Origin of the sequence: Marinobacterium zhoushanense, assembly GCF_014641945.1 — a bacterium.
GTDB lineage: Bacteria > Pseudomonadota > Gammaproteobacteria > Pseudomonadales > Balneatricaceae > Marinobacterium_D > Marinobacterium_D zhoushanense.
In genome coordinates, this window is record NZ_BMIJ01000006.1 from 248,379 (window position 1) to 269,653 (window position 21,275).

Here is a 21,275-nt window from a genome sequence, read left to right on the forward strand (position 1 = left end):
GTTTCATCTGGTTTATTATTATATTTTTTCATAACCTAATGATTTTTAATTACTTGCTGTCTATCAAGGGCCCCGATGGGCGCTAGTTCCCTTGATTTTGCTACCGGCAGAACTCGAACCAGGAATCGGATGGAGTAGGGGCCTTTGAGTGTGGAGGCATTAAGGCGCCATCTTGCGGGACTCCCATAATTTCCTTTTGCATAAAATTCAAATTTGTACCATTTATGTAACAGTCTATATGTTTTCTATATATCTTGTTTGTTAAATTTACTTAACAGTTTACATATTGTTGACCATTGACTGTATTGAATAGTAAACACTTTATCCTGATCTTAAATAAATTGTCCATTTTTATTGAATTGTTTACGCCTGATCGGTATAAATATTTACACCTCGTGCATGCAGTAGTTTACAGATTCGCTGGAATGCACTATTCCGAACCACAAATTGATACGAATCTGTAACTGCCTACGTAGATGAAGCGCGCAAATTCTACACTTTATCAAATGGCAGTGACGGGATCGTAAGGATAGTGATACAGGACGGTTCAGGAGACGTATCGCCAGGGAGTCTGTAAGGCAAACGGTTAAGGACAACATCTGTTATGTACTACCGGATGCAGGTAAATGCCTTAGGGGCCCCTGCACCCTAAACACTCTTAACCAGGAAAGATCCTCTCCGGATAAAGGCAAAGCCCGGGTAACCGGGCGACGCAAAGTTACGGGTCCCCCTCTGTAAAGCAGCTTTTACGGTAGGGGGGATCGCCGGACCGCCAAAGGAGAGTTACCTCAATACGGGCAGGCCGCCAGAGGATCTTTTGATAGATATTCAGGAGAGCCTCGATGCGCCTTTCTGTGTCTCCATACGGCCGCTTGCTGGCCGCATTGGGTCTAGCTACATCTCTATCTTTGACAGCTCTTTCGGCTGTTTCTGCTACTCACGGGCATACACATACAGCGCCGGCCCAGGCTGTGGATGCTGCCCAGGCACGTCAGCAGGCAACCGACCTGACCCAGGCGTTGGTGGCGCTGCAGAAGCAGTGGGCCAACGCCAAGGGTGCCGAGAAGTCGCGTGCACTGGAAAATCTGATTCATGCCGCACAAGAGCGCAGAGCCGCCCTTGTCGATTTAGCCATGACTCATCCTGAAGAGGTGCTTCGTGCCGCCATTCCCGATAAGAGGCAACTTGGGATGCCGCAAGAGGTTGTTAGCTTGTTGGAGCAACAGGTTGAGATAACCGGTGAGTCCGACGTGTTCTACGAGGATTACGCAGATGGGTCACATAAATTACGCCGCTTTGTTAAAACACCGTTTGGTGAGCGCTTTGAGCTGAGTTCCAGCCTTTCGGAAGGTAGCTTGCAGAGCGGTGAGTCTCTCTCAGTAGATGGTGTGTTGCTGCCGACTGAGGACGCGACAGATTCTGATGGTGTTATGGTGGCGAAGGCAGAGTCAATCGTGACTGCCGAGTGCTGTACGCAGGAGTCCACCACCACTAGCCCTCCACCAGCCGGACGTTACACCTTCGGTGAACAGAAAGTTCTGGTCATGCTGGTCAACTTTGAGGACAACACAACTCAGCCCTGGACCACAGAGCAGGTACGGGATGTCGTGTTTGGCACCGTTAACGATTTCTATCTTGAAAACTCCAGCAATCGTACCTGGTTGACCGGAGATGTTACCGGATGGTTGACGCTGCCGATAAGCAGCACCGTTTGCGACTATTATGGTCTCGATTCAGCGGCTGCTTCAGCAGCCAGTGCGGCGGGTATCGACACCTCTGCATATCAGCGTATTGTGTACGCTTTTCCGAAAAATGCTTGTGGCTGGGCCGGTCTCGGCACCATTGGAAGCGGCACCTATTCACGCGCCTGGCTGAACGGTTATGTAACACCCTATGTTGCCGGACACGAACTGGGACACAATCTGGGTCTGGGCCACTCGGGTGGCTTGGAGTGCGGAAGTGATGTTATCGAGGGAGCAGGATCCTGTACTGGCGTCGCGTACGGTAACAGACTCGACATCATGGGGTCGCCCAACACCGGCCATTTCAACGCCTTTCAAAAGGAGCGACTAGGGTGGCTGGATCAAGGGTTAACCACTGTCAGCAGTGGCGGTACCTACACGCTTGAGCCCTACAGCCTCGACAGCAGCACGACTAAAGCGCTTAAGGTGCTGCAAGGTACTGATGCCAGCACCGGAGAACAGACCTGGTATTACATCGAGTTCCGCCAGCCCATTGGGTTCGATAGCTTTATTACGACATCTACCAGCCGCTACCCGGTAGATGCTGCAAACGTCATGAACGGAGTGGTTATCAACCGCGGAAACCTCTCAGATTACAATAGCAGCCGGTTGCTGGATATGACGCCTGGGTCCGACGCGAATATCAATTTCGACTTTAATGACTCGGCACTGGAAGTGGGAGAGCGATTCTACGATGCCAACTCGGGGGTCGAAATCGCAACGAATTGGGTTAATGGCGATCAGATCAACGTTTCCATCACCACCGCGCCGATGGAATGTGTACCTGCAGCACCGACGCTTAGCCTGACGCCTAAAACCAGTGAATGGGTACCAGCTGGAACCCAGGTGGAGTTTGTCGTCAATATCGTCAATAACGATAGCCAGGCATGCCCGGCGACGACCTACCAACTGAGCAGCACCGTACCCTCAGGCTGGACGCAGAGCTACGGTAGTCAGACTGCCTCACTGGCGCCGGGTGAGACCGCCAGCAGCAGCCTGTATGTAACCTCGTCGGCGACTGCAGCCGATGGTTTTTATGATATTCCGGTCACTGTTTCCGGCGGTAGCAACCAGGTGACCGATTCAATGACCTACGTTGTAGACACCCCGGTAGTCAACAGCGCGCCTGTCGCCCAGAACGACAGCGCCAGTACCGACTACGAAAAGGCGGTTATCATCGACGTGCTGAACAACGATTCGGATCCTGACGGTGACGCCTTGGCAGTGACCCTGGTGAGTAATCTCAACGGCAGCGCACTGATAAATTCAGATGGTACGATCAGCTTTACACCCGCAAAAGGTTTTAGTGGAACCGAGACGTTCAACTACTCGATCTCCGATGGCCAGGGCGGCAGCGCCAGCGCTACGGTCAGCGTCGATGTTGCAGCAGCACCGGTCACCAATAGCGCGCCTGTCGCTCAGAATGACACGGCCAGCACCGACTACGAACAGGCGGTTATCATCAATGTATTGGGCAACGATTCGGATCCTGATGGTGACGCTCTGACTGTAACGCAGGTGAACAATCTCAACGGCAGCGCGCTGATCAATGCCAACGGTACGATCACCTATACACCGGCTAAGGGTTTTAGTGGCACCGTGACGTTCAGCTACTCGATCTCCGATGGCCAGGGTGGCAGTGCCAGTGCTACGGTCAATGTCGATGTTGCAGCAGCGCCGGTCACCAATAGCGCGCCGGTAGCGCAGCCCGATAGTGCAGCAACCGATAAACAGAGCCCGGTAACGATCGCGGTACTTGCCAACGACAGCGATGCCGATGGCGATACGTTGCAACTGATCTCGGCAACGCAGGGTAGTAAGGGGAGTGTCGCACTCAACGATGACGGGACGCTGACCTATTATCCGGCCAAGAACTTCAGGGATGGTGACAGCTTTACCTATGCCATCAGCGATGGCAGCCTGATCTCCAGCACAACTGTAACCATCTTGGTGAGCAGCGGCGCTACCGACACAACCGGGGGCGGTGGTAAAGGGGGCGGTAACGGTAAGGGACCCAGCAAATAAGCGAACAAATCAAAATAAGTGAGCAGGGGCGTCAGGATGGCACCCCTTTCTGCTTTCAGTTCGCCGCCTGGCTGTGTTCCGTATCCAAATACGCCTCTATAGACTGTTTGAACACATCAAAGGGTTGTGCTCCGAACAGATATCGTTCCACCCTTACCTGCTCGAGGTTGGCTGAGTTCTTCGGGCCGATAAAGAAGAAAGGTGTTCCCCTGACCCCCGCCGTTACGCCCAGATCGAAATCGGCTCGTATCTGATCGGCATAGGCGTTTCGTTCCATGCATTCCATGAAGCGCACCGTATCGAGGTCCAGCGATGCGGCAAAGCTTTCATAATCTTCCATTCTGGTACGTCTTTGGTTCTGAAACAGAAGGTCATGCATGGGCCAATACTTATCTTGACCACCCGCACACTGGGCCGCCATTGCAGCCCTTGCGGCCAGCGGATGCAGCTTCTGGATCGGGAACTCCTTCAATATGATCTTGAGCTTTCCGCTCTCAACATACTCCTTTACCAGCCTCGGATAGGTTTGCTCGAAATGCCGACGGCAGAAGGGGCAGTGGTAGTCGGTAAACTCAAACAGGACTACCGGTGCCTCAGGATCACCCAGATAAGGGGAGTTGGCGGTGCTCATTTGCATGGGAAGAGGCGGGGTCTCGGGAGGTGTCTTCGCAACCCTGTCCTTAGGCTCCTCGGATGCGGAGCCACTTAACAGCTGTTTGATCTCAAGTAGTTCCTGCTTCATAGCCTGCTGTTCATCGTGAAGCCTTTCCACTTCCGTCTTGAGCGTTGCTAACTCGCTATCGGTATCGGCCTTAACCACGGCCGGTAGGCTTAAACACAGTGATAGCACTACACCGAAAAAACTGCCGGCCTTACGTAACCCTTTTAAGCTACATCTGCTGTCCATCGTGAGCCCCCTTGCTTCGTTTCAGTCAGTCAAAGCCTGCTAACCTAAGAGTAGTCTTTGATGTTATTTTGACTAGATTTGCGTGGAAGTCACAGAAAAGCGGCGGCCTGTTCGGCCGCCGCTCACTCCTGGTTTAGGATTAGATTCCCCTAAGCTGTTATGGTGTAATACATGCCGCTCCAGCAGTAGGGATGTTGGTCACGGTACAGGTTATATTTTCACCCGGTTGCAACTGATCGATCGTGATGCTATCGGTATCATCAAACGAGTTTGTGCTACCTAGGCTATTGTTACAACGCCAGTAGGCGTTGTAGTCTCCAAGTCCATCCAAAGCCTTGTCAGCCCCATCCGCCGCCTCCTCGGCCAATACAACGGGTCCATACACTGTGTTGATTCCACTTCCAGATTCAATTGTGGAGATGGTTATGGGGCCAATAGATCCACCATTAGCCTTAGCCAGTGCCTCCTCATCAAACCCGTCGCCGCCGTCATCGACCAGCAGATCCCACGTTGATCCATCAGCCACTTTCTTGATGATCGTGACGGTTGGTTTACGGACGTTGGTGATGGTACAGCTGTTCGACCCACCGGCTGCCAATGGAACGGAGCCACAAGCACCACTGGCAGTCGCCGTATAGGCAGAGTTGGCGAGTTCTCCTGTCCAGTAAGTTCCGGCTGAGAGATCGCTTTTGGTTGTCGTGGTGCCATCGCCACCGGTTGCTGTTTTCAAAAGCGAGCCACCCGCGTTAGTTTCCCTGATCTCAAGGGTAAAGCTTCCAGAATCGACGGCACAATTGTTGACCACCGCCTTGGTAACTGTGACGTCACCCAACTTGGTATTGGTGAAGGTACAGGTAATGGTTTTACCCGAATTCGCCGCCAGATTGGCTGCTGAGATGGTGGCCGTTTCTGTCGCCTCGTTCACTGTTGCCAGCTGACCAGAGGTGGCTGTTTGACAGATCGCCGAGGTGAACTCCCAGCCACCAGGCAAGGTTTCATTGATGGTCACGTCAGTGGTAACGTCACTTACGGTGTAGTTAGCGGATACATCCTTGTTAGCATCACCATCGCCTGTTGGTGTCAGAGTATCATTACCGACACCGTTGGTACCAACGAAGTCGAACCCGGTTTGGCCATCACCACCGACGGTGATCTTCTCGTATTTGATGATCGGGTTCTTGGCGTTGTAGAAGGTGCAGTCCAGACTCTCGCCCGCCGCGATAGTGAAGTTGACCGTTCTTGTCGATTCATCGACATCGTCGTCCCCACCTAGATCATCATCATCGAGGGTCAGTCCGGTACAGGTAATATCGGTAAGCCGATATCCCGGGGATGGATCAGACTCGGTTACGGCATAGGTACCAGGGTCAACAAGCGTAATAACATTAACCCCGTCATCCTTGAGATTGAAATTGGCGACCGACTGACCATTGTCTCTTTCGATGCTGGTCGAGAAGGTAAAGTCGGTTGTTGTGTCGCCATCCGGGTCGGTTTGCTTGCGGATCGTGACGGTGGCGCAATTGGATAAAGTGAAATCTCCAGGGCCAACCAGGTCCTTCATCTGTGCCGTACCCGAGCTACCGGAACTACGGCTGACACCGAAGACCGTACCAAAGCTTGTGCACTGTCCTTCTGGGAATACGCCAGCGCCAGTAAGATCAATACCGGCCTCGCCGAACTCGCTGTCAGCGAGGTTATCTGTCCCATCCGGAGCAATGTCGTCTGGTATCGTACCCGCAATTCCTCGGTTTACCTCGGCCTCGGCGAAACCTAAGCTCGTCAGGTCTCTGGCATCACCCCAGCATGGCGGGGAGTCGGAATCGATATCACACGGGCTTGCCGCATCCGTAAAGAATGCTGTTCCCGTGTTGTTGCCGTTCTGATCATCATCGGTTGCAAAGTCTGCGTCTATCCACCGACGCATGGTGATCGTAGGAGGTATATTGCCGCCCTCGAAGTCGTAGACGAACAACACGTCACCCACTACCCGATTCACAAGATCCGAATTGGCGCAGCCAACCTCCCCTTGGTTGAATTCGAACCCCACATGCGCCGATGCCGACGTGGAGTTCTGTGGAATTCGGACCCAGGCCAGGTTCAGATAGGTACTGCCACCAACATTCTTGGTGGAGAGATAGATACGCTTGAGGTCATCCTTGTTCGGTGCCTTACCGTCTTTCAGCTTGGGACAGTTATCGTCCTGCTTGACGCCGCCGGCAAAGGCGGTGTCGGAGGTCGTCACCTGGGCGTCCTCTATCCCCTTAAAGTCCCAGCCTTGCATTACCGACTCGGCTTCGCGATAGGGAGCTGCTGGCGGCGGCGTCCAATCGGGGTCGGCGCCGGAGGCAAAGCCATTCCAGTCGAAGAGAGCACCTACAGCGAGATCCCCATCGTCATCCTCAAACCCAGAGGCTGTACCTACCGGACCTGTTGCCAACGCGGCGGTTGAAGAGAGTGCCAGCAAACACACCAGCGATACACTTCGCGTCAAAAAGGCCATCTCTCTAAAGAACGGCCTCTTAAATCGAGACGTAACAATTTTCATTTTCCACCTCCATGATCACGACGGTTTTCAATCGCTAGCCGCCATGCTCGGAACGGTCCCGCACTGGTCGTTATCGACTGTGCGCAGTCCCTAAGTGGTTATTTGGCTCTCCCTGTAACCGGTAGCTTCGACAGATCCTCTTTGCTCTTGTGCGCTGGTGTAGCCAGAGGTACTTCCACACCTCTTGTCGCGACCAGAGCAGAAACCACCTTCGAGAGAACGCAAGAAATGCTGATGATTGTTACTGCACCCCGGCGCTCCCCTTCAGCTTCGGGCATGAATGAACCCGCTCCGAAACTTGCTAGTCTCAATAGAAGCAAGAGCTGGACCATCGCTGTAACTGGTTGATTGTTATGTGGTTTTTGAGATCGTTTTCAGACGGTGAAGCGAGACTCGTAAATCAAGGCTTACAGATATAAAGTGGAATGTACCTAACCTATTGAAAAATATTACGTTTTTATTAATTGGGTTTGTTCGTGTTCAGTAACAGAGTTTTTACACGCTCATCGGAAATGCCATCTTGCCCGCACCTCACGCCGTTAGCAGGGTGCAACCACGCAGGAGGCTAGCTGGTCAGATTGAAGGGCCGGGGAACTTAACACCGGTACCTGTAATGATCCTGAACCATCCAATCAGCGTGACCTTGTGCTTGATACAAACCCGATACAGAGTTGGCTGCGGGCAGAGGAGATGTCTAGTACTGGGCTTTGGTTATCTCTGTTAGGTGTTAAGCGGATCTATAAAACCAACTTGTGCAGTTATAAAGCGATTCGTTAGGGAATCCATTTAATAGAGGTGATACTGATTCTTTAATGTTACAAAGAGCGCATTAAATATTCATGCTGTTAATTTTATGAAACGTTTTTACTGTTAAATTTTTCTGTTTTGTTTATTTTTTGTTACAACTAATGTTTTTCTATAGATCAGGTGTAAGCAAATTATTACACCCCGATACTTAATAGAATAGCCGGATAATTCACATCGTATTATTATGAGAGCCGTCCAACTCATCCCATAGGACAATGGGGGAGCGGGCATGTATCGCTTCGATGGTAGGGAAGCTCGGTTTGTAACGCTTCCAGGATTTCGGTGGGAGGCTGCCGGTGAGCGCATGTATACCGGCCTCCGGAGCGGGAGCTGTCGCAATCTCGGCAACAGACTCGTTTGGCTCAAGGTTCTCACGTCCTGTATCGGATTCCTTAGTAGTCACGCGGCGTTTGAGAAGAACACGCCTGTTCGGTCGGATCATACGGCTGTGCTCCATTTACTGCGAGAAGAATGCAGCATACGGGCCATACGTGAGGTAGCTACCGTAATTCAAAGACTTAAGGCAAAATAGTGCAGGGGCATGCACCGCCCGAAAAGTCAAAAATGTAATGACGGGTGAACAGCCATAAACAGGCCGCTAGCCGTCAGCCGTGGTGGGTACCGTACGAGGATGACTGATTACGGCCATCCAGATGGTGTTTCTCCATCATCCGGTAGAGTGTCACACGTGAGACGCCAAGGGCCTTCGCGGCACGTGAGACATTGTGATCGTAGCGATTCAGAGTCTGAGATATCGCCTGCTTTTCGGCGACAGAGCGCGCTTCGTCCAGCGTACGCAAGGGTTCCTGACTGACCAGGTCATCCGAGAGCTTCAGGTCTTGTGCAGTGATCAAGCGGTTGTCGCTCATGATCATACCGCGACGGACCCGGTTGATGAGCTCGCGCACGTTGCCTGGCCAGGCGTAGCTGTTGATCGCCTCGATTGCGTCATCGGTAAATCCGCGGAGCTGACCGTTATGGTCACTGGCGAACTTCTTGAAGAAGAATCTTGCCAGCAGTTCCTTGTCCTCACCCCTATCCCTGAGCGGCGGCAGGTCTATATTGAGCACGCTGAGACGATAGAACAGATCTTCACGGAAACGCCCTTGCTCGACCGCTTTTTCGAGGTCGATATTGGTGGCCGCGATGACGCGAACATCAATGTACATCGGGGTGTTGTTACCCAGCCGTTCAATGGTGCCCTCCTGCAGGAATCGCAGCATATGGGCCTGGAGGTTCAGGTCCAGGTCACCGATCTCGTCGAGAAACAGCGAGCCCTGAGCGGCGGCTTCGATCCTGCCCAGCCGCCGTTGTGCCGCGCCTGTAAACGCGCCTTTCTCGTAACCGAACAGTTCGGAGTGGATCAGACTGTCTGGCAGGGCGCCACAATTGACGGCAACGAAGGGGTAGGGGCTGCGCTTTGAACGCTGATGAATGGCACGGGCGATCAACTCCTTGCCAGTACCGCTCTCGCCAGTGATTAGAACGGCAGCATCTGTTTTGGCCACCTTGCGGATCTGGTCGAAGATATCCAGCATCTCGCGGCTGGTACCAACCATCTGGAACTCGTCATCCATGCCAACCGAGTCACTTTCCAGGTTCTGAAGGTGGAAAATGCCGTAGGCGTGGCCTAAAACGGTTGCCAGGTTGTCGATGTTGTCGTTGAGCGGTAGCGAGAAGTAGTCGTAGAAGTTCTCGAATAGAACCCGTCGCAGCTCGATATCGCGTAACTGTTCAGGTTGTATGATCGCTATCCAGGCAATCTGGTTGTGCTGTTGGAAGAAGCTGATCAACTGAGACCGGAGTAACGGGTCCGACCAGTCAAAGTGTGCGATACCCACATAAAAGCTTCTCTCCAGCAACGCTTTTTCAGCCTGCTCGAAGCTGGTTTCCTGATGTAACACCCAACCCGGTATTGCGTCCAGTTCGTTTATATTATCTGTGTCAGGAGACAGATCTATAAGGATAGCGTCCCTTATCCCCGGTGTTCTGGGATTTTCTCTGACTCTAATGGTATCCACGGCTTGATGCCCAATATAGTGACAGTGTTATTTAAAAAGTTAATTTCCACTGACTGGTGGAAAGTATAGTTAACGTTCTATTTAGTCGACAGGATAAGTTTACACGCAGGATTGGCTTAAATTGCGCAAATTTCATGTGCTGGCTGTCCCAGTTCTGAGACCGCAAAGATACGTAGTTGTGTCTATAGTGAACGGTATCGAACATAGAGTTTGGCGCCGAACATGTACTGTAACTATTTTGGCTTGCGTGAATCGCCGTTTTCGATAGCCCCCAACCCCCGATACCTGTTCATGAGCGAACAGCATCAGGAGGCGCTTGCGCATCTTTTATATGGCATCAAGATCGACGGTGGTTTTGTCCTGCTTACCGGTGAGGTGGGAACCGGTAAGACCACCGTTGCACGTCAGTTGCTTGAACAGCTGCCAGAGCATACCGATGTAGCTGTCATTCTGAATCCGAGGCAAAGTGTCATCGAGCTTCTGCAGTCGATCTGCGATGAGCTGCAGTTGCCGCCTGTGAAGAGTAGCAGCGTGAAAGAGCTGGTAGACCGAATCCAGCGGGAGCTGCTGCGTCGATATGCGGAGGGGCATAACACTGTATTGCTGATCGATGAGGCGCAGCAGCTGTCGGTTGATCTGCTGGAACAGATTCGTCTGTTGACCAATCTGGAAACCAGCGAGCACAAACTGTTGAATATCGTCCTGCTTGGGCAACCGGAGCTGCTTGAGCTGCTGGCACGGGAAGAGCTGCGCCAACTCTCCCAGCGGATCACCGCTCGTTATCACCTGGGACCGCTGTCGATGAAAGAGCTGCCATTGTATATCCGACACCGCCTGTCGGTGGCTGGCCTGAACCGACCGATATTTTCAGAACCGGTACTCAAGCAACTCTATCATCTGTCTGGAGGATTACCGCGCCTTATCAACCTGATCAGCGATCGTGCGCTGCTCGGTGCGTATGTGCAAAAGCAGAATGAGGTCAGCCCCGCAACGCTTAAGCAGGCGGCCAAGGAGGTGCTGGGTGATCAGGTGCCGCTGCCGATGCCGGCGCGGACCAGCAAACGTATGATACTTACCGCCGCGCTGCTTGCCGGTTTGCTGGCATGGGGTACAGGCTTTCTACTGTCGGTCATATACAACGATGGCGCTGGCGCTTGGTTCGAGCGCGTAACCTCTGCTTTTAATTCGCCGGTTCAGGCGGATACTTCGCAACCGGTAGAGGTTCGCAAGGTAGATCGGCCTGTCGTTGCTCAACCGCAGCAGCAACCGGCGGAGCAGGGAGGTCAGGAGAGTACGCTTACCCCAGCAGCAGTAGCCCCCCCGATGGCAGTAGCTGAATCTGATCTGGCTTTGATAGAAAAAAGGGTACTGGCGGCGCCCGAGTCGGTACCGCTTAATGCTGCAGCACCGAGTGAGAAGCCAAGGATACCGAGCTGGCAGTGGCAGGCTCAGGAGGATCGGGATCTCGCGGAGGTGCTGGCTTATCGTCGGTTGTTCAAGGCATGGGGGATCGATTACGACCCGCGGCAACAACCGGTGGTGTGTGATTATGCCGAGTCTCAAGGACTCGCCTGCTTGAGCCTGGATGGCTCAACCGCTTTACTGAAGAAACTCGATCGGCCGGCAGTAACAGAACTGAAACAGGATGGGATCGGGTATCAAGTACTGGTGTTGTCGCTCAATGAACGAGAGGCGCAGATATATTCGGACGGTGCAGAGTTCATTGTTCGGCGTAGCCAGCTGGACGCGGCTTGGCAGGGGCGCTTCACACTCCTCTGGCGCCCGCCACCGGATTACAGTACACCGCTCTGGCCCGGTGCCAGTGGTGATTCGGTGGCTTGGCTCGAACTTCATCTGGCGCGAGCCGAGGGCAAGGTGCTGACGCAGCCGCAGCGCAAACACTACGATGCTACTATGGTGGAGCGGGTACGTAGCTTTCAGCGCAGTAAAGGACTGGATATCGATGGTGTGGCAGGGCCGCGTACATTGATCTTGCTGAACGGCACCACGGAAGATGACCTGCCAAGGCTAAATGGGCCTAGGAGCTGAGCATGTCCTATATCCTGCAGGCGCTGAAAGAGTCTGAAGCTAAGCGTGGGGCGAATACCTCGCCAGAGGTTGAGATCCAAGCACCAGGCTCGGATATCGTGGCCGGTTCAGCTGTGAATAAGCGGATTTCGCTCGGTTGGTGGCTTGGGGGCGCCGTTTTGGTGTCCTTGGTTGCCGGAGTAGTGCTGATTAAGCTACTGCCAGATGCGTTGGAAGCAGAGGACGTTGGGCCGCAGTCGATACCCGCCAAGCAGGAACAAGCAGAACAGCGTACGGTAATCGATACCGATAAATCAGAACTGGTTGGTGTCAGACTGGTACTTGATGCACCAGAGGAGCGAACGCCGCCTGTTGCGCAGGCAGATGCCGAGCCTCCGAGCTCAACGAAAGCCGCCGGGCCGGCTAAAGATTTCATAAGAGCCCCTGTGCAACCAGGAACGGAACCCGTAGCGGATCAGATTCAGCCTGATCCCTATGCGGATCTCCCCTATCAACGACAACTGCCCGCAGAGATCCAGCGGGAACTCCCAGAGCTCAGATTCAGTGTGCATATCTATGCGGAGTCGCGCGAGAGTAGGCTAGTGAAGTTGGGGGATCGAATGATGAAAGAGGGGCAGGGGGTGGCACCCGAACTCCGTATTGAAGCGATCATACCCAAGGGGGTAGTGATGCGCTATCGCGAGCAACTATTCAAAGTGCCGACGCGTTGATCTCACAGGGTCAGACGTGAATATCGATGTTCTGGCCGACCGGGCTGGAAGGGTCAACTGGACGGGTGGAGGCGCTCTCGACCAGCTCAACCGCCAACGCGCCGTTGGTTTCCATCTGATCCTTAACCATCGAATTGATCTTCGCGGCGTGCGCCTGCTGAGTCATCGCCTGGTTCATCAAGGTGTCGATAGAGGAGATATCCATCTGTAGAGACTCCGATAGCCGGTTAATCTGTCGCCAGTGTACGACGTTTGTTGTTTGATTACTAGGCGGCCAATTGTCTAAAAGGCTGTTTTAGTCTGCGGCAGATAAACAAAAGGGAGTGAAACTAGGCTTCACTCCCTTGTAAGTGGTTAGGGTCTTGCGACCGCTAGAACCTCTTAGATCTTTACGATGTTCTCGGCCTGAGGACCTTTCTGGCCCTGAGACACGGTGAACTGTACGCGATCGCCTTCGGCCAGGGTCTTGAAGCCTGAACCGCTGATAGCGCTGAAGTGAGCGAAAACGTCCGGGCCGTTTTCCTGCTCGATGAAGCCGAAGCCTTTAGTTTCGTTGAACCATTTTACAGTGCCGGTAGTGGTAGACATTGTCATTTCCTGAATATCAAAATTTTTAGGGTGCCTTCTCGAGATGTCCGTAGACTTCGATGGGGCGATGGTGCTTTGAAGTGGTGCCGTACTTATGAATACAGGACGAACTACTACAGGCAGGGCGTCGAAATGGTTTGCATAAATATGAGACTTACTTACTAGCTGCGATCAGTCTACAGGGCCCCTTGCAGGAGTCAACAAATACTTTTTATTTTTTATGGGCCCTGGCTGTGGCGACCTTACCAGACTGTTTTGATCAGGCCGCCGTCGACTGCCAACGAGACGCCGGTGATATAGCTGGCTGCGTCGGATAGCAGGAATGCACAGGCTTTGCCCACCTCCTCGGCATCGCCAAAACGCCGCATCGGCAGCTGTGCGGCCATCTGCGCGTTGTGCTCATCCAGGCTGATCCCCTTCTTCTGCGCTTGTGCGGTGTTAGTGCCGCGCAGCCGGTCGGTATCGATCTTGCCGGGGATCAGTGTGTTCAGGCGAATATTCTCGGAGCCCAACTGCTGGGACAGTGACTTGACCAGCGCAGTAACGCCGGAACGCATCACATTGGACAGAATCAGAATATCGATCGGCTCCTTCACCGATGATGAAGTGATGGCGACAATCGAGCCTCCGCCGGAGGCGCGCATGCTGGGCAGTACCGCGCGGATCATGCGAACGGAGCTGAGCAGCGTCAGTTCGAACGCACTTTGCCAGTCGGCATCGTCGAAGCTGTCGAACTGACCTGTGGGCGGCCCGCCGGCGTTGACCAGCAACCCTTTCACCGGTCCTAGTTCAGTCAGCGTATCCTCGGCCCAACGCGCAATGCTCTGAGCATCGCTGGCGTCGAAGCTGTAGGCTTTGACCTTGGCGCCGGTCTCCTGGCGAATCTTCTCGGCTGCGGCCTCGATGGCCTCCTTGTCGCGGCTCGCCATCGATACGATCGCGCCTTCTCGAGCACACTCCAATGCGGTTGCGTAGCCCATCCCTTTGCTGGCTGCTGCGACCATGACCACCTGGTCTTTCAGATTAAGATCCATGTTGCTCCTCGTTTTGACTGTTGCGCTCGTACTCCTCGACCAGAATACGGGCTTCGAGAAAATCCTCGTTACTGACCTGAACCTGGGCGAGATTGAATGTGCCCACCTCGCCGAGCGCACCCTGCAGGTAGTGTCCTGCCACATGAGCATCGATCCCCTGCGCGCGCAGCATCCCGGCCACGATGTGGGCTTCGGCGATATCTTGTGCGTGATAGACGATCAGCATGCTGGCCTCGTCGGCGTTATCTTATGACTACAGTTTAAACGACGATAAGGCCTATCTCCTCAATGGGCGATTCTGGCGGCTCGGGCGTTATGAAGTTTCTGATAGCTCTCGATCAGCTTCAGGTGCCGATCCAGCCCTTCCAGTTTCATGCTGGTTTCGGTCAGACCATAAAACTTAACATCGCCATTGAGCGAGTCGACCACGTTGTTCATACGCTCCTCGCCGAACATTCTGGTCAGGTTGGGCAGATAGTCTTCGAGCTCGAGTTCGTCATCCAGCGCGATGTCGAGTACCACGTTGACCGCCTGATAGAACAGACCCCGATCGACGGTGTTGTCGTTATATTGCAGATAGTCCGAGACCAGGTCCTTGGCTTCTTCAAACTGCTGCAGCGCCAGATAGATCAGGATCTTGAGTTCGCCTACGCAGAGCTTGCCCCACACAGTGTTCTCATCGAACTCGATCCCGATCAGGGTCGAGATGACCGTGTAGTTGTCCTCCTCGCTCTCCTCTAAACGCATGACCAGATCTTCCAGCTCGTCGTCGTCGAGGGAGTGGATGTTCAAGATATCGGCTCTGAAGGCGAGGGCCTTGTTGGTGTTGTCCCAGATCAGATCCTCTACCGGATAGATCTCGGAATAGCCGGGCACCAGTATGCGGCACGCGACCGCGCCCAGCTCCTCAAATACCGCGATATATACCTCTTTGCCCAGATCACGCAGTATGCCGAGCAGGGTGTCATTCTCCTGCTTGTTGCTGCCGGAGAAATCCCATTCGCAGAACTCGTAATCCTGTCTGGCACTGAAGAACTTCCATGAAATCACACCGGTGGAATCGATGAAGTGTTCGACGAAGTTGTTCGGCTCGGTGACCGCGAGGCTGTTGAAGGTCGGCGGTGGGACGTCGTTGAGGCCCTCGAAACTGCGTCCCTGCAACAGCTCGGTCAGGCTGCGCTCCAAGGCGACCTCAAAGCTCGGGTGCGCACCGAACGAGGCGAATACGCCTCCGGTTCTCGGGTTCATCAGGGTCACGCACATTACCGGGTATTGCCCACCCAGGGAGGCATCCTTGACCACCACCGGGAAGCCCTGCTCCTCCAGACCCCTGATCCCCTCGAGGATGCGGGGATACTTCTCCAGTACATGCTGAGGCACATCGGGCAGTACGATCTCCTGCTCGATGATCTGCTTCTTGATCGCGCGCTCGAAGATCTCTGACAGACACTGTACCTGGGCTTCGTAGATATTGTTGCCGGCACTCATGCCGTTGCTGACGAACAGGTTCTCGATCAGGTTCGATGGGAAATAGACCACCTCGTTGTCGGACTGGCGCACGTAGGGCAGGGCGCAGATACCGCGCTCGACGTTACCCGAGTTGGTGTCGATCAGGTTGGAGGCGCGCAGCTCATTGTCCGGGTCGTAGATCTCCAGACACCAGTCGTCCAGCAGTCCCTCCGGCAAAGCGTCATCAGGACCAGGCTTGAACCACTTTTCATTGGGGTAGTGAACAAACTCGCTATTGGCGATCTCTTCACCCCAGTAGTGGTCGTTGTAGAAGAAGTTGCAGTTTGCCCGCTCGATGAACTCGCCCAGCGCCGAACACAGCGCACTCTCCTTGGTCGCCCCCTTGCCGTTGGTAAAGCACATGGGGGAGGCCGCATCACGTATATGCAGTGACCAGACGTTGGGCACGATGTTGCGCCAGGAGGCGACCTCGATCTTCATGCCAAGCTCGGCCAGGATCCCGGTCATGTTGGCGATCGTCTGCTCCAGCGGCAGGTCCTTGCCGAGGATATAGGTACTGGAGTCCTCTTTAGACGGGTCCATGTAGATCAGCGATGACTCTTCATCCAGGTTGTCCACCGACTCGATCTTGAACTCGGGCCCCTGCTGCACCACCTTTTTCACCGTGCAGCGATCGATCGACCGTAGGATCCCCTGACGATCCTTATCGGAGATATATTCCGGCAGCTCGACCTGGATCTGGAAAATCTGGTTGTAGCGGTTTTCCGGGTCGACGATATTGTTCTGCGACAGACGGATATCCTTGGTCGGGATATCGCGTGCCAGGCAGTAGACCCGCACAAAGTAGGCCGCACAGAGCGCCGACGAGGCGAGAAAGTAGTCGAACGGGCTCGGTGCCGAGCCGTCGCCCTTGTAGCGAATCGGCTGGTCTGCGGTAACCGTGAAGTCGTCAAACTTCGCTTCGAGCCGAAGGTTGTCTAGAAAATTTACTTTGATTTCCATCGGAATGATCGTTTTAAGTCAGTCGGTCTGCATGGCATGCAGGGCGTGGGGAAAGGGCGTCATGTTAACACGGCCGTAGGTGTTAATCCGAAGAAAAGCTGTCATTGTCGGATGCTCGATGGCTGCTTCCCTGATGCAAGTGCGCTGCTTACGAACAGATCAGGATCCTGAGGTGGCTGTTTTCGCCGCGGCGAGTCTCCTTTCGGATCGGTGCAACGCTGTTTGGCGTTCGTTGTTGGTGTCCATGTGTATTCTTACGTTTACAGACACGGGCAGGCTGTACGAAGTCCATGGCTAGGTCTTATCTTCATAATTAACTATATGAGTTTTAAGCAAAAATAATACGGGCTACCGGTTTTTCTAATCGAAAGATGGCAGGAAAATATCTATCTCTGTGTAACGTTTATTAACGCTTTGGCACGATCTATAAGGATGGTTCAAAGTCGGCTATGGAAAAGTAACGGGAAATCAATCAATTGAGTGCCTAGCCAATTGGCATGGAATGGCCTCTGCATGGTTCCTGCCAGAATTCCGGGTTTGGAATGTTCGACTAAAGCATATGCGAGGCTGGTTCAATGCGTATCTTTGTAAGATCAGAGCTGACGAAATGCTTGGCCAAAGGTTTTTTAAGAGTTGTGGTAAGGTGTGTCAGTATTCTGCTGACGTTAATGGTTCCAGTGGCATCCATGGCAAACCTCGTTGTCCAATCATTCGATAAGGTCCCCGAAGGCGCATATCAGGACTATTCGGAGGAAGGAATTTTTTCTACTGGATTCGATCTCGATATTCGTGAAATACCTCAGCTGACGGGAAATAATGCGGTTAGGCCGTTAGACGCATTTTCTCCACTCGTAATAGTGGCACCAGGCTGTCCACCCAGTAATAACTTTCCTGATCAACAATTATTCACTCTAATTGCCGCATCTCTGGTAAAAAATGAGGAGGTTAATGGTGAACTTATACTTGTCGGAACCCAGCCGGATGGAGGACAGGTTTTGTTTAATATACCTTCAGATGGATTCCCTGTCGGCGATAGGCTGAACTTCGGCCTTCCTCCCGAATTTCAAGGCATTCAACTACTCGAAATATACGGGTTCGAACAGACGCCAGCGGTGTTTGTAGATGATCTGGTGTTGGAGTGCGCAGGCGATGTTGTGCCCGACTCTGATGGTGACAGCATAGAGGATGCTGTTGACAACTGTGTGACAGTCTATAACCCAAGGCAGACTGATTTGGATAGCGACGGTCTCGGCGATCTGTGCGATCCAGATGATGATAATGACGCTATCGATGATGGTGAAGACAACTGCCGTTACCTGTTTAATCCTGACCAAACCGACATGAACGGCGATGGTTTTGGTGATGCCTGTGTCGACCCCAGCATGCAGAAACTCTATGCAATATCATCAATGTTGGATTTCTATGTAATTAACCAGTCCAATGGCTTGGCAACTTATATCGGTGATTTGGGTCAAGATGTGAACAGCATTATAACTCTGTCTACTGATCCGACCGATGGTAAAATAGTAACCTTTGGAAGGCGAACTTACGAATTCATTGAGATCAATATATCGAGCGGCGAAGGCAGTGTATTGACGACCGTACCACCCAACGTGAATCTGCACCAAATCGCGTTCGATATATACGGCACTCTTTATGGTATCGATGGCCATTTGGATGACATCGCCATATATGACCTAAGTTCAGGTGATAAAACACTTATAAACAGCGTACCCTTTCCATTCACGAACGGCGCTACGTTTGGTCGGGATGACGTGCTATACGTGATCGACGGTGATACTAAGGATTTAGTGGTTGTAGATAAGGTAGATGGTACATCAACACCTTTATTCAACATGGGGAGGACGGTATGGCTGGGTCTGGCATTTGACCAGCTTGATAACCTCTATACGACCCAGCGTCCGAGTGGTGTTTCCTATCTCTACCAGATCGATCTGGATACCCAACAGACGATTCCTGTGGGGCAGATTACGGGTTTTGTGAAAGCGATGGATAGCATCACGGCACTTGCTTTTGAGCTACCTGAGGCTAATGAGAACAGAACTCCTGTTGCTGATGCTGGGGCAGACCAGACGCTTGAGTGTACCGGCGAATCAACCCTTGTACTGCTCGATGGCTCCAACTCCTACGACCTGGACGGCGATGCGCTTACCTTTTTGTGGAGCACTGGCGCTACCAGCGCCGTAACCAGCGCTAGTTACCCTGTCGGCATTCAGGGCTTCGAACTCACGGTCAGTGATGGCTTGGCAAGTGATACCGACAGTCTGCTGGTAACAATTTCCGATACGACTGCGCCCAGTGTAAACGCCGGCGCTGATATTACCCTGGAGGCCACATCAGCGACTGGGGTTGATTACGATCTTCAGCCGATCGTTAATGATCTCTGTGACACGGCTCCGGTGATCGCCATTGAACCGTCACTTACGACCTATCCGCTAGGGACTACGCTGGTCACCATTACGGCAAGCGATAATCTATCCAATAGCGCGAGCGATGAGGTGGTGGTGACAGTGGAAGATACGACATCGCCGCTACTATCTGTACCACCGGATGTGACCGTGGAGGGGAATGCCAATGGTGCGTTTGTCGATATAGGTGTGGCGGTGGGGGATGATCTGGTTGATGGAACGCCATGTTGTAGCCCTGTGAACGACGCACCGGCCGATGGCGTCTTTCCCTTGGGGGTCACCGAGGTGGTCTGGGAGGCGCAGGATGCTGCCGCCAATAAGGCCGCTGGCGTCCAGATCATTACTGTCGTGAAGAAGCTCGCAGATCCCTCCGAGCCGGGAAGTTTGGAGGTAAATCCGACGTTGGATATACGCGCAAGTGGTGTTATTGGAGGCCCCTTTAATCCCGAATCGCAAACGTTCGACCTGATAAACCCCGGCGCTAGCGCGGTTGAATATACCGTCTCCAGCGATGTCGACTGGCTCGTGGTTGGGACGCAATCCGGGACGGTGGCGGCTCAGAGTGGCGACTTGGTCGATGTAAGACTCAAAAACAAGGCTAACTTGCTTACTCAGGGGAGGTATACGGGCACGATTACCTTCACCGATGTAACGGAACCTGCGAATCCCGTTGAGACCGTGATTCAATGGATTCTGACAGTAAAAAGGAAATAATCGACAGGATTTTCATCGGCTAGACCGCCTGTCCAGCCGCGACGCCTGATGCCCAGGCCCACTGGAAGTTGTGGCCGCCCAGATGGCCGGTCACGTCCAGGCACTCGCCGATAAAGTAGAGTCCGGGCACCTGTTTCGCCTCCATCGTTTTCGACGACAGTTCATCGGTCAGGATGCCGCCGATTGTTACCTCGGCGGTGCGGTAGCCCTCGGTACCGCTGGGTTTGATACGCCAGTGGTGCAGTTGTTCGGCTATCTGCTCCAACACCTTGTTGCCCAGGTCGGCCATATGGCCGGAAAACTGCCAGTGTTCGCACAGCGCCTGCACCACGCGCTTGCTCATCAGGGTTGCGAGTACCGTCTGCAGATCGGCGCGGGGGCGTGCTTCGCGCTGTTGCTTGAACCACTCCAGCATATCCAGCTCCGGGAACAGGTCGATCTCGATCTCATCGCCCGGCTGCCAATAGGAGGATATCTGCAGGATAGCGGGTCCGCTCAAGCCCCGATGAGTAAACAGAAGCGCCTCCCTGAAACGCTGGCCACGGCAACTGACGCTGACCGGGTGGGAGATACCCGACAGCGGTTTGATGTACTCAAGGTCGGCCGGTTGCAGAGTGAAGGGAACCAGTGCCGCGCGGGTTTCACTTACCTGGAGGCCAAACTGACGGGCCACGTCATAGGCGAATCCAGTGGCGCCACCGTTGGGAATCGACAGGCCGCCGGTGGCGATCACCAGTGAGTGACACTCCAGTTCACCGGAGCTGGTGACCAGGCGAAAGCCATCATCCTGGCGTTCGATCTTTTCGACATGAGTACTTTGGCGCAACTCGACGCCGGCCCATTCGCATTCGGTCAGCAACAGCTGCAGTATCTCCCGGCTCGACTCGTTGCAGAACAGCTGGCCCAGTGTCTTTTCATGGAACTCGATTCCGTGGCGCTCCACCAGCTCTATAAACTGCGCCGCGGGATAGCGGCTCAGCGCCGATTTACAGAAATGGGGGTTAGCGGAGAGGAAATTGGCCGCACCGTTGTGGATGTTGGTGAAGTTACAGCGCCCACCACCGGACATCAGGATCTTGCGCCCGAGTTTGTTGGTGTGCTCGATCACCAGCACTGAGCGGTTACGGTAGCCCGCCGTCGCTGCACACATCAGGCCCGAGGCGCCACCGCCAATTATCACTACGTCGTATCGGACCAAGGCCGGTTCTCATTCATTACTGGGTTGGGCCGGC

Annotated in this window: 13 protein-coding genes and 1 riboswitch; of the genes, 4 read left to right on the forward strand and 9 right to left on the reverse strand. The window is 53.6% G+C overall.

Annotated features, from left to right (window positions below; translation table 11 throughout):
• Positions 1 to 677: 677 nt before the first annotated feature.
• A riboswitch (cyclic di-GMP riboswitch) is annotated at positions 678 to 777 on the forward strand.
• A gap of 65 nt (positions 778 to 842) precedes the next feature.
• A complete protein-coding gene (locus IEX40_RS15350) occupies positions 843 to 3,767 on the forward strand; it encodes an Ig-like domain-containing protein (protein WP_188749846.1) in 2,925 nt (974 codons plus the stop codon).
• 55 nt (positions 3,768 to 3,822) lie between these two features.
• On the opposite strand, the gene IEX40_RS15355 is transcribed toward IEX40_RS15350, so the two are convergent.
• The 3 genes from IEX40_RS15355 to IEX40_RS15365 all read right to left on the reverse strand — a co-directional run bounded on the left by IEX40_RS15355 (position 3,823) and on the right by IEX40_RS15365 (position 10,047).
• Complete coding sequence (locus IEX40_RS15355; protein ID WP_188749848.1) at positions 3,823 to 4,674, reverse strand: DsbA family protein; 852 nt, start codon at positions 4,672 to 4,674, stop codon at positions 3,823 to 3,825.
• Positions 4,675 to 4,831: 157 nt separating this feature from the next.
• Positions 4,832 to 7,219, reverse strand: a complete 2,388-nt coding sequence (locus tag IEX40_RS15360) for a prealbumin-like fold domain-containing protein (RefSeq protein WP_188749849.1) — start codon at positions 7,217 to 7,219, stop codon at positions 4,832 to 4,834.
• Positions 7,220 to 8,631: 1,412 nt separating this feature from the next.
• Positions 8,632 to 10,047, reverse strand: a complete 1,416-nt coding sequence (locus tag IEX40_RS15365) for a sigma-54 dependent transcriptional regulator (RefSeq protein ID WP_268235797.1) — start codon at positions 10,045 to 10,047, stop codon at positions 8,632 to 8,634.
• Positions 10,048 to 10,338: 291 nt separating this feature from the next.
• Here IEX40_RS15365 and IEX40_RS15370 point away from each other — a divergent pair, with 291 nt between their 5' ends.
• Together IEX40_RS15370 and IEX40_RS15375 are read left to right on the forward strand one after the other, a co-directional pair.
• A complete protein-coding gene (locus tag IEX40_RS15370) occupies positions 10,339 to 12,096 on the forward strand; it encodes an ExeA family protein (RefSeq protein ID WP_229680786.1) in 1,758 nt (585 codons plus the stop codon).
• Between the two features lie 2 nt (positions 12,097 to 12,098).
• Positions 12,099 to 12,806, forward strand: a complete 708-nt coding sequence (locus IEX40_RS15375; RefSeq protein ID WP_188749853.1) for a general secretion pathway protein GspB — start codon at positions 12,099 to 12,101, stop codon at positions 12,804 to 12,806.
• A 10-nt stretch (positions 12,807 to 12,816) separates the two neighbouring features.
• On the opposite strand, the gene IEX40_RS15380 is transcribed toward IEX40_RS15375, so the two are convergent.
• The 5 genes from IEX40_RS15380 to IEX40_RS15400 all read right to left on the reverse strand — a co-directional run bounded on the left by IEX40_RS15380 (position 12,817) and on the right by IEX40_RS15400 (position 16,900).
• The gene (locus tag IEX40_RS15380; RefSeq protein WP_188749855.1) at positions 12,817 to 13,011 is read right to left on the reverse strand and encodes a hypothetical protein; all 195 of its coding nucleotides are present in this window, start codon (positions 13,009 to 13,011) and stop codon (positions 12,817 to 12,819) included.
• A gap of 176 nt (positions 13,012 to 13,187) precedes the next feature.
• Complete coding sequence (locus IEX40_RS15385) at positions 13,188 to 13,394, reverse strand: cold-shock protein (protein ID WP_188749857.1); 207 nt, start codon at positions 13,392 to 13,394, stop codon at positions 13,188 to 13,190.
• Between the two features lie 242 nt (positions 13,395 to 13,636).
• Positions 13,637 to 14,428 (reverse strand): SDR family oxidoreductase, encoded by a 792-nt coding sequence (locus IEX40_RS15390; RefSeq protein ID WP_188749859.1) that lies wholly within the window; start codon positions 14,426 to 14,428, stop codon positions 13,637 to 13,639.
• Complete coding sequence (locus tag IEX40_RS15395; protein WP_188749860.1) at positions 14,418 to 14,654, reverse strand: putative signal transducing protein; 237 nt, start codon at positions 14,652 to 14,654, stop codon at positions 14,418 to 14,420. Before IEX40_RS15395 ends, IEX40_RS15390 begins: the two co-directional genes overlap by 11 nt.
• A gap of 59 nt (positions 14,655 to 14,713) precedes the next feature.
• Positions 14,714 to 16,900, reverse strand: coding sequence for an OsmC domain/YcaO domain-containing protein (locus IEX40_RS15400; RefSeq protein ID WP_188749862.1), 2,187 nt, complete (start codon positions 16,898 to 16,900; stop codon positions 14,714 to 14,716).
• Between the two features lie 575 nt (positions 16,901 to 17,475).
• On the opposite strand from IEX40_RS15400, the gene IEX40_RS15405 reads away from it, so the two are divergent.
• The gene (locus IEX40_RS15405) at positions 17,476 to 20,043 is read left to right on the forward strand and encodes a thrombospondin type 3 repeat-containing protein (protein ID WP_188749864.1); all 2,568 of its coding nucleotides are present in this window, start codon (positions 17,476 to 17,478) and stop codon (positions 20,041 to 20,043) included.
• Between the two features lie 19 nt (positions 20,044 to 20,062).
• Here the strand turns inward: IEX40_RS15405 and IEX40_RS15410 are convergent, their stop codons facing one another.
• Entirely contained in the window at positions 20,063 to 21,241 is a 1,179-nt protein-coding gene (locus IEX40_RS15410; protein WP_188749865.1) for a BaiN/RdsA family NAD(P)/FAD-dependent oxidoreductase, read from the reverse strand.
• Positions 21,242 to 21,275: the final 34 nt, after the last annotated feature.

What these genes read in the sequence shown, in the direction of transcription:
- IEX40_RS15385 (WP_188749857.1), bottom strand. Translation starts at nt 13,394, where the DNA reads ATGTCTACCACTACCGGCACTGTAAAATGGTTCAACGAAACTAAAGGC.
- IEX40_RS15390 (WP_188749859.1), bottom strand. Translation starts at nt 14,428, where the DNA reads ATGGATCTTAATCTGAAAGACCAGGTGGTCATGGTCGCAGCAGCCAGC.
- IEX40_RS15375 (WP_188749853.1), top strand. Translation starts at nt 12,099, where the DNA reads ATGTCCTATATCCTGCAGGCGCTGAAAGAGTCTGAAGCTAAGCGTGGG.
- IEX40_RS15380 (WP_188749855.1), bottom strand. Translation starts at nt 13,011, where the DNA reads ATGGATATCTCCTCTATCGACACCTTGATGAACCAGGCGATGACTCAG.
- IEX40_RS15395 (WP_188749860.1), bottom strand. Translation starts at nt 14,654, where the DNA reads ATGCTGATCGTCTATCACGCACAAGATATCGCCGAAGCCCACATCGTG.
- IEX40_RS15370 (WP_229680786.1), top strand. Translation starts at nt 10,339, where the DNA reads ATGAGCGAACAGCATCAGGAGGCGCTTGCGCATCTTTTATATGGCATC.
- IEX40_RS15350 (WP_188749846.1), top strand. Translation starts at nt 843, where the DNA reads ATGCGCCTTTCTGTGTCTCCATACGGCCGCTTGCTGGCCGCATTGGGT.
- IEX40_RS15355 (WP_188749848.1), bottom strand. Translation starts at nt 4,674, where the DNA reads ATGGACAGCAGATGTAGCTTAAAAGGGTTACGTAAGGCCGGCAGTTTT.
- IEX40_RS15405 (WP_188749864.1), top strand. Translation starts at nt 17,476, where the DNA reads ATGCGTATCTTTGTAAGATCAGAGCTGACGAAATGCTTGGCCAAAGGT.
- IEX40_RS15360 (WP_188749849.1), bottom strand. Translation starts at nt 7,219, where the DNA reads ATGAAAATTGTTACGTCTCGATTTAAGAGGCCGTTCTTTAGAGAGATG.
- IEX40_RS15400 (WP_188749862.1), bottom strand. Translation starts at nt 16,900, where the DNA reads ATGGAAATCAAAGTAAATTTTCTAGACAACCTTCGGCTCGAAGCGAAG.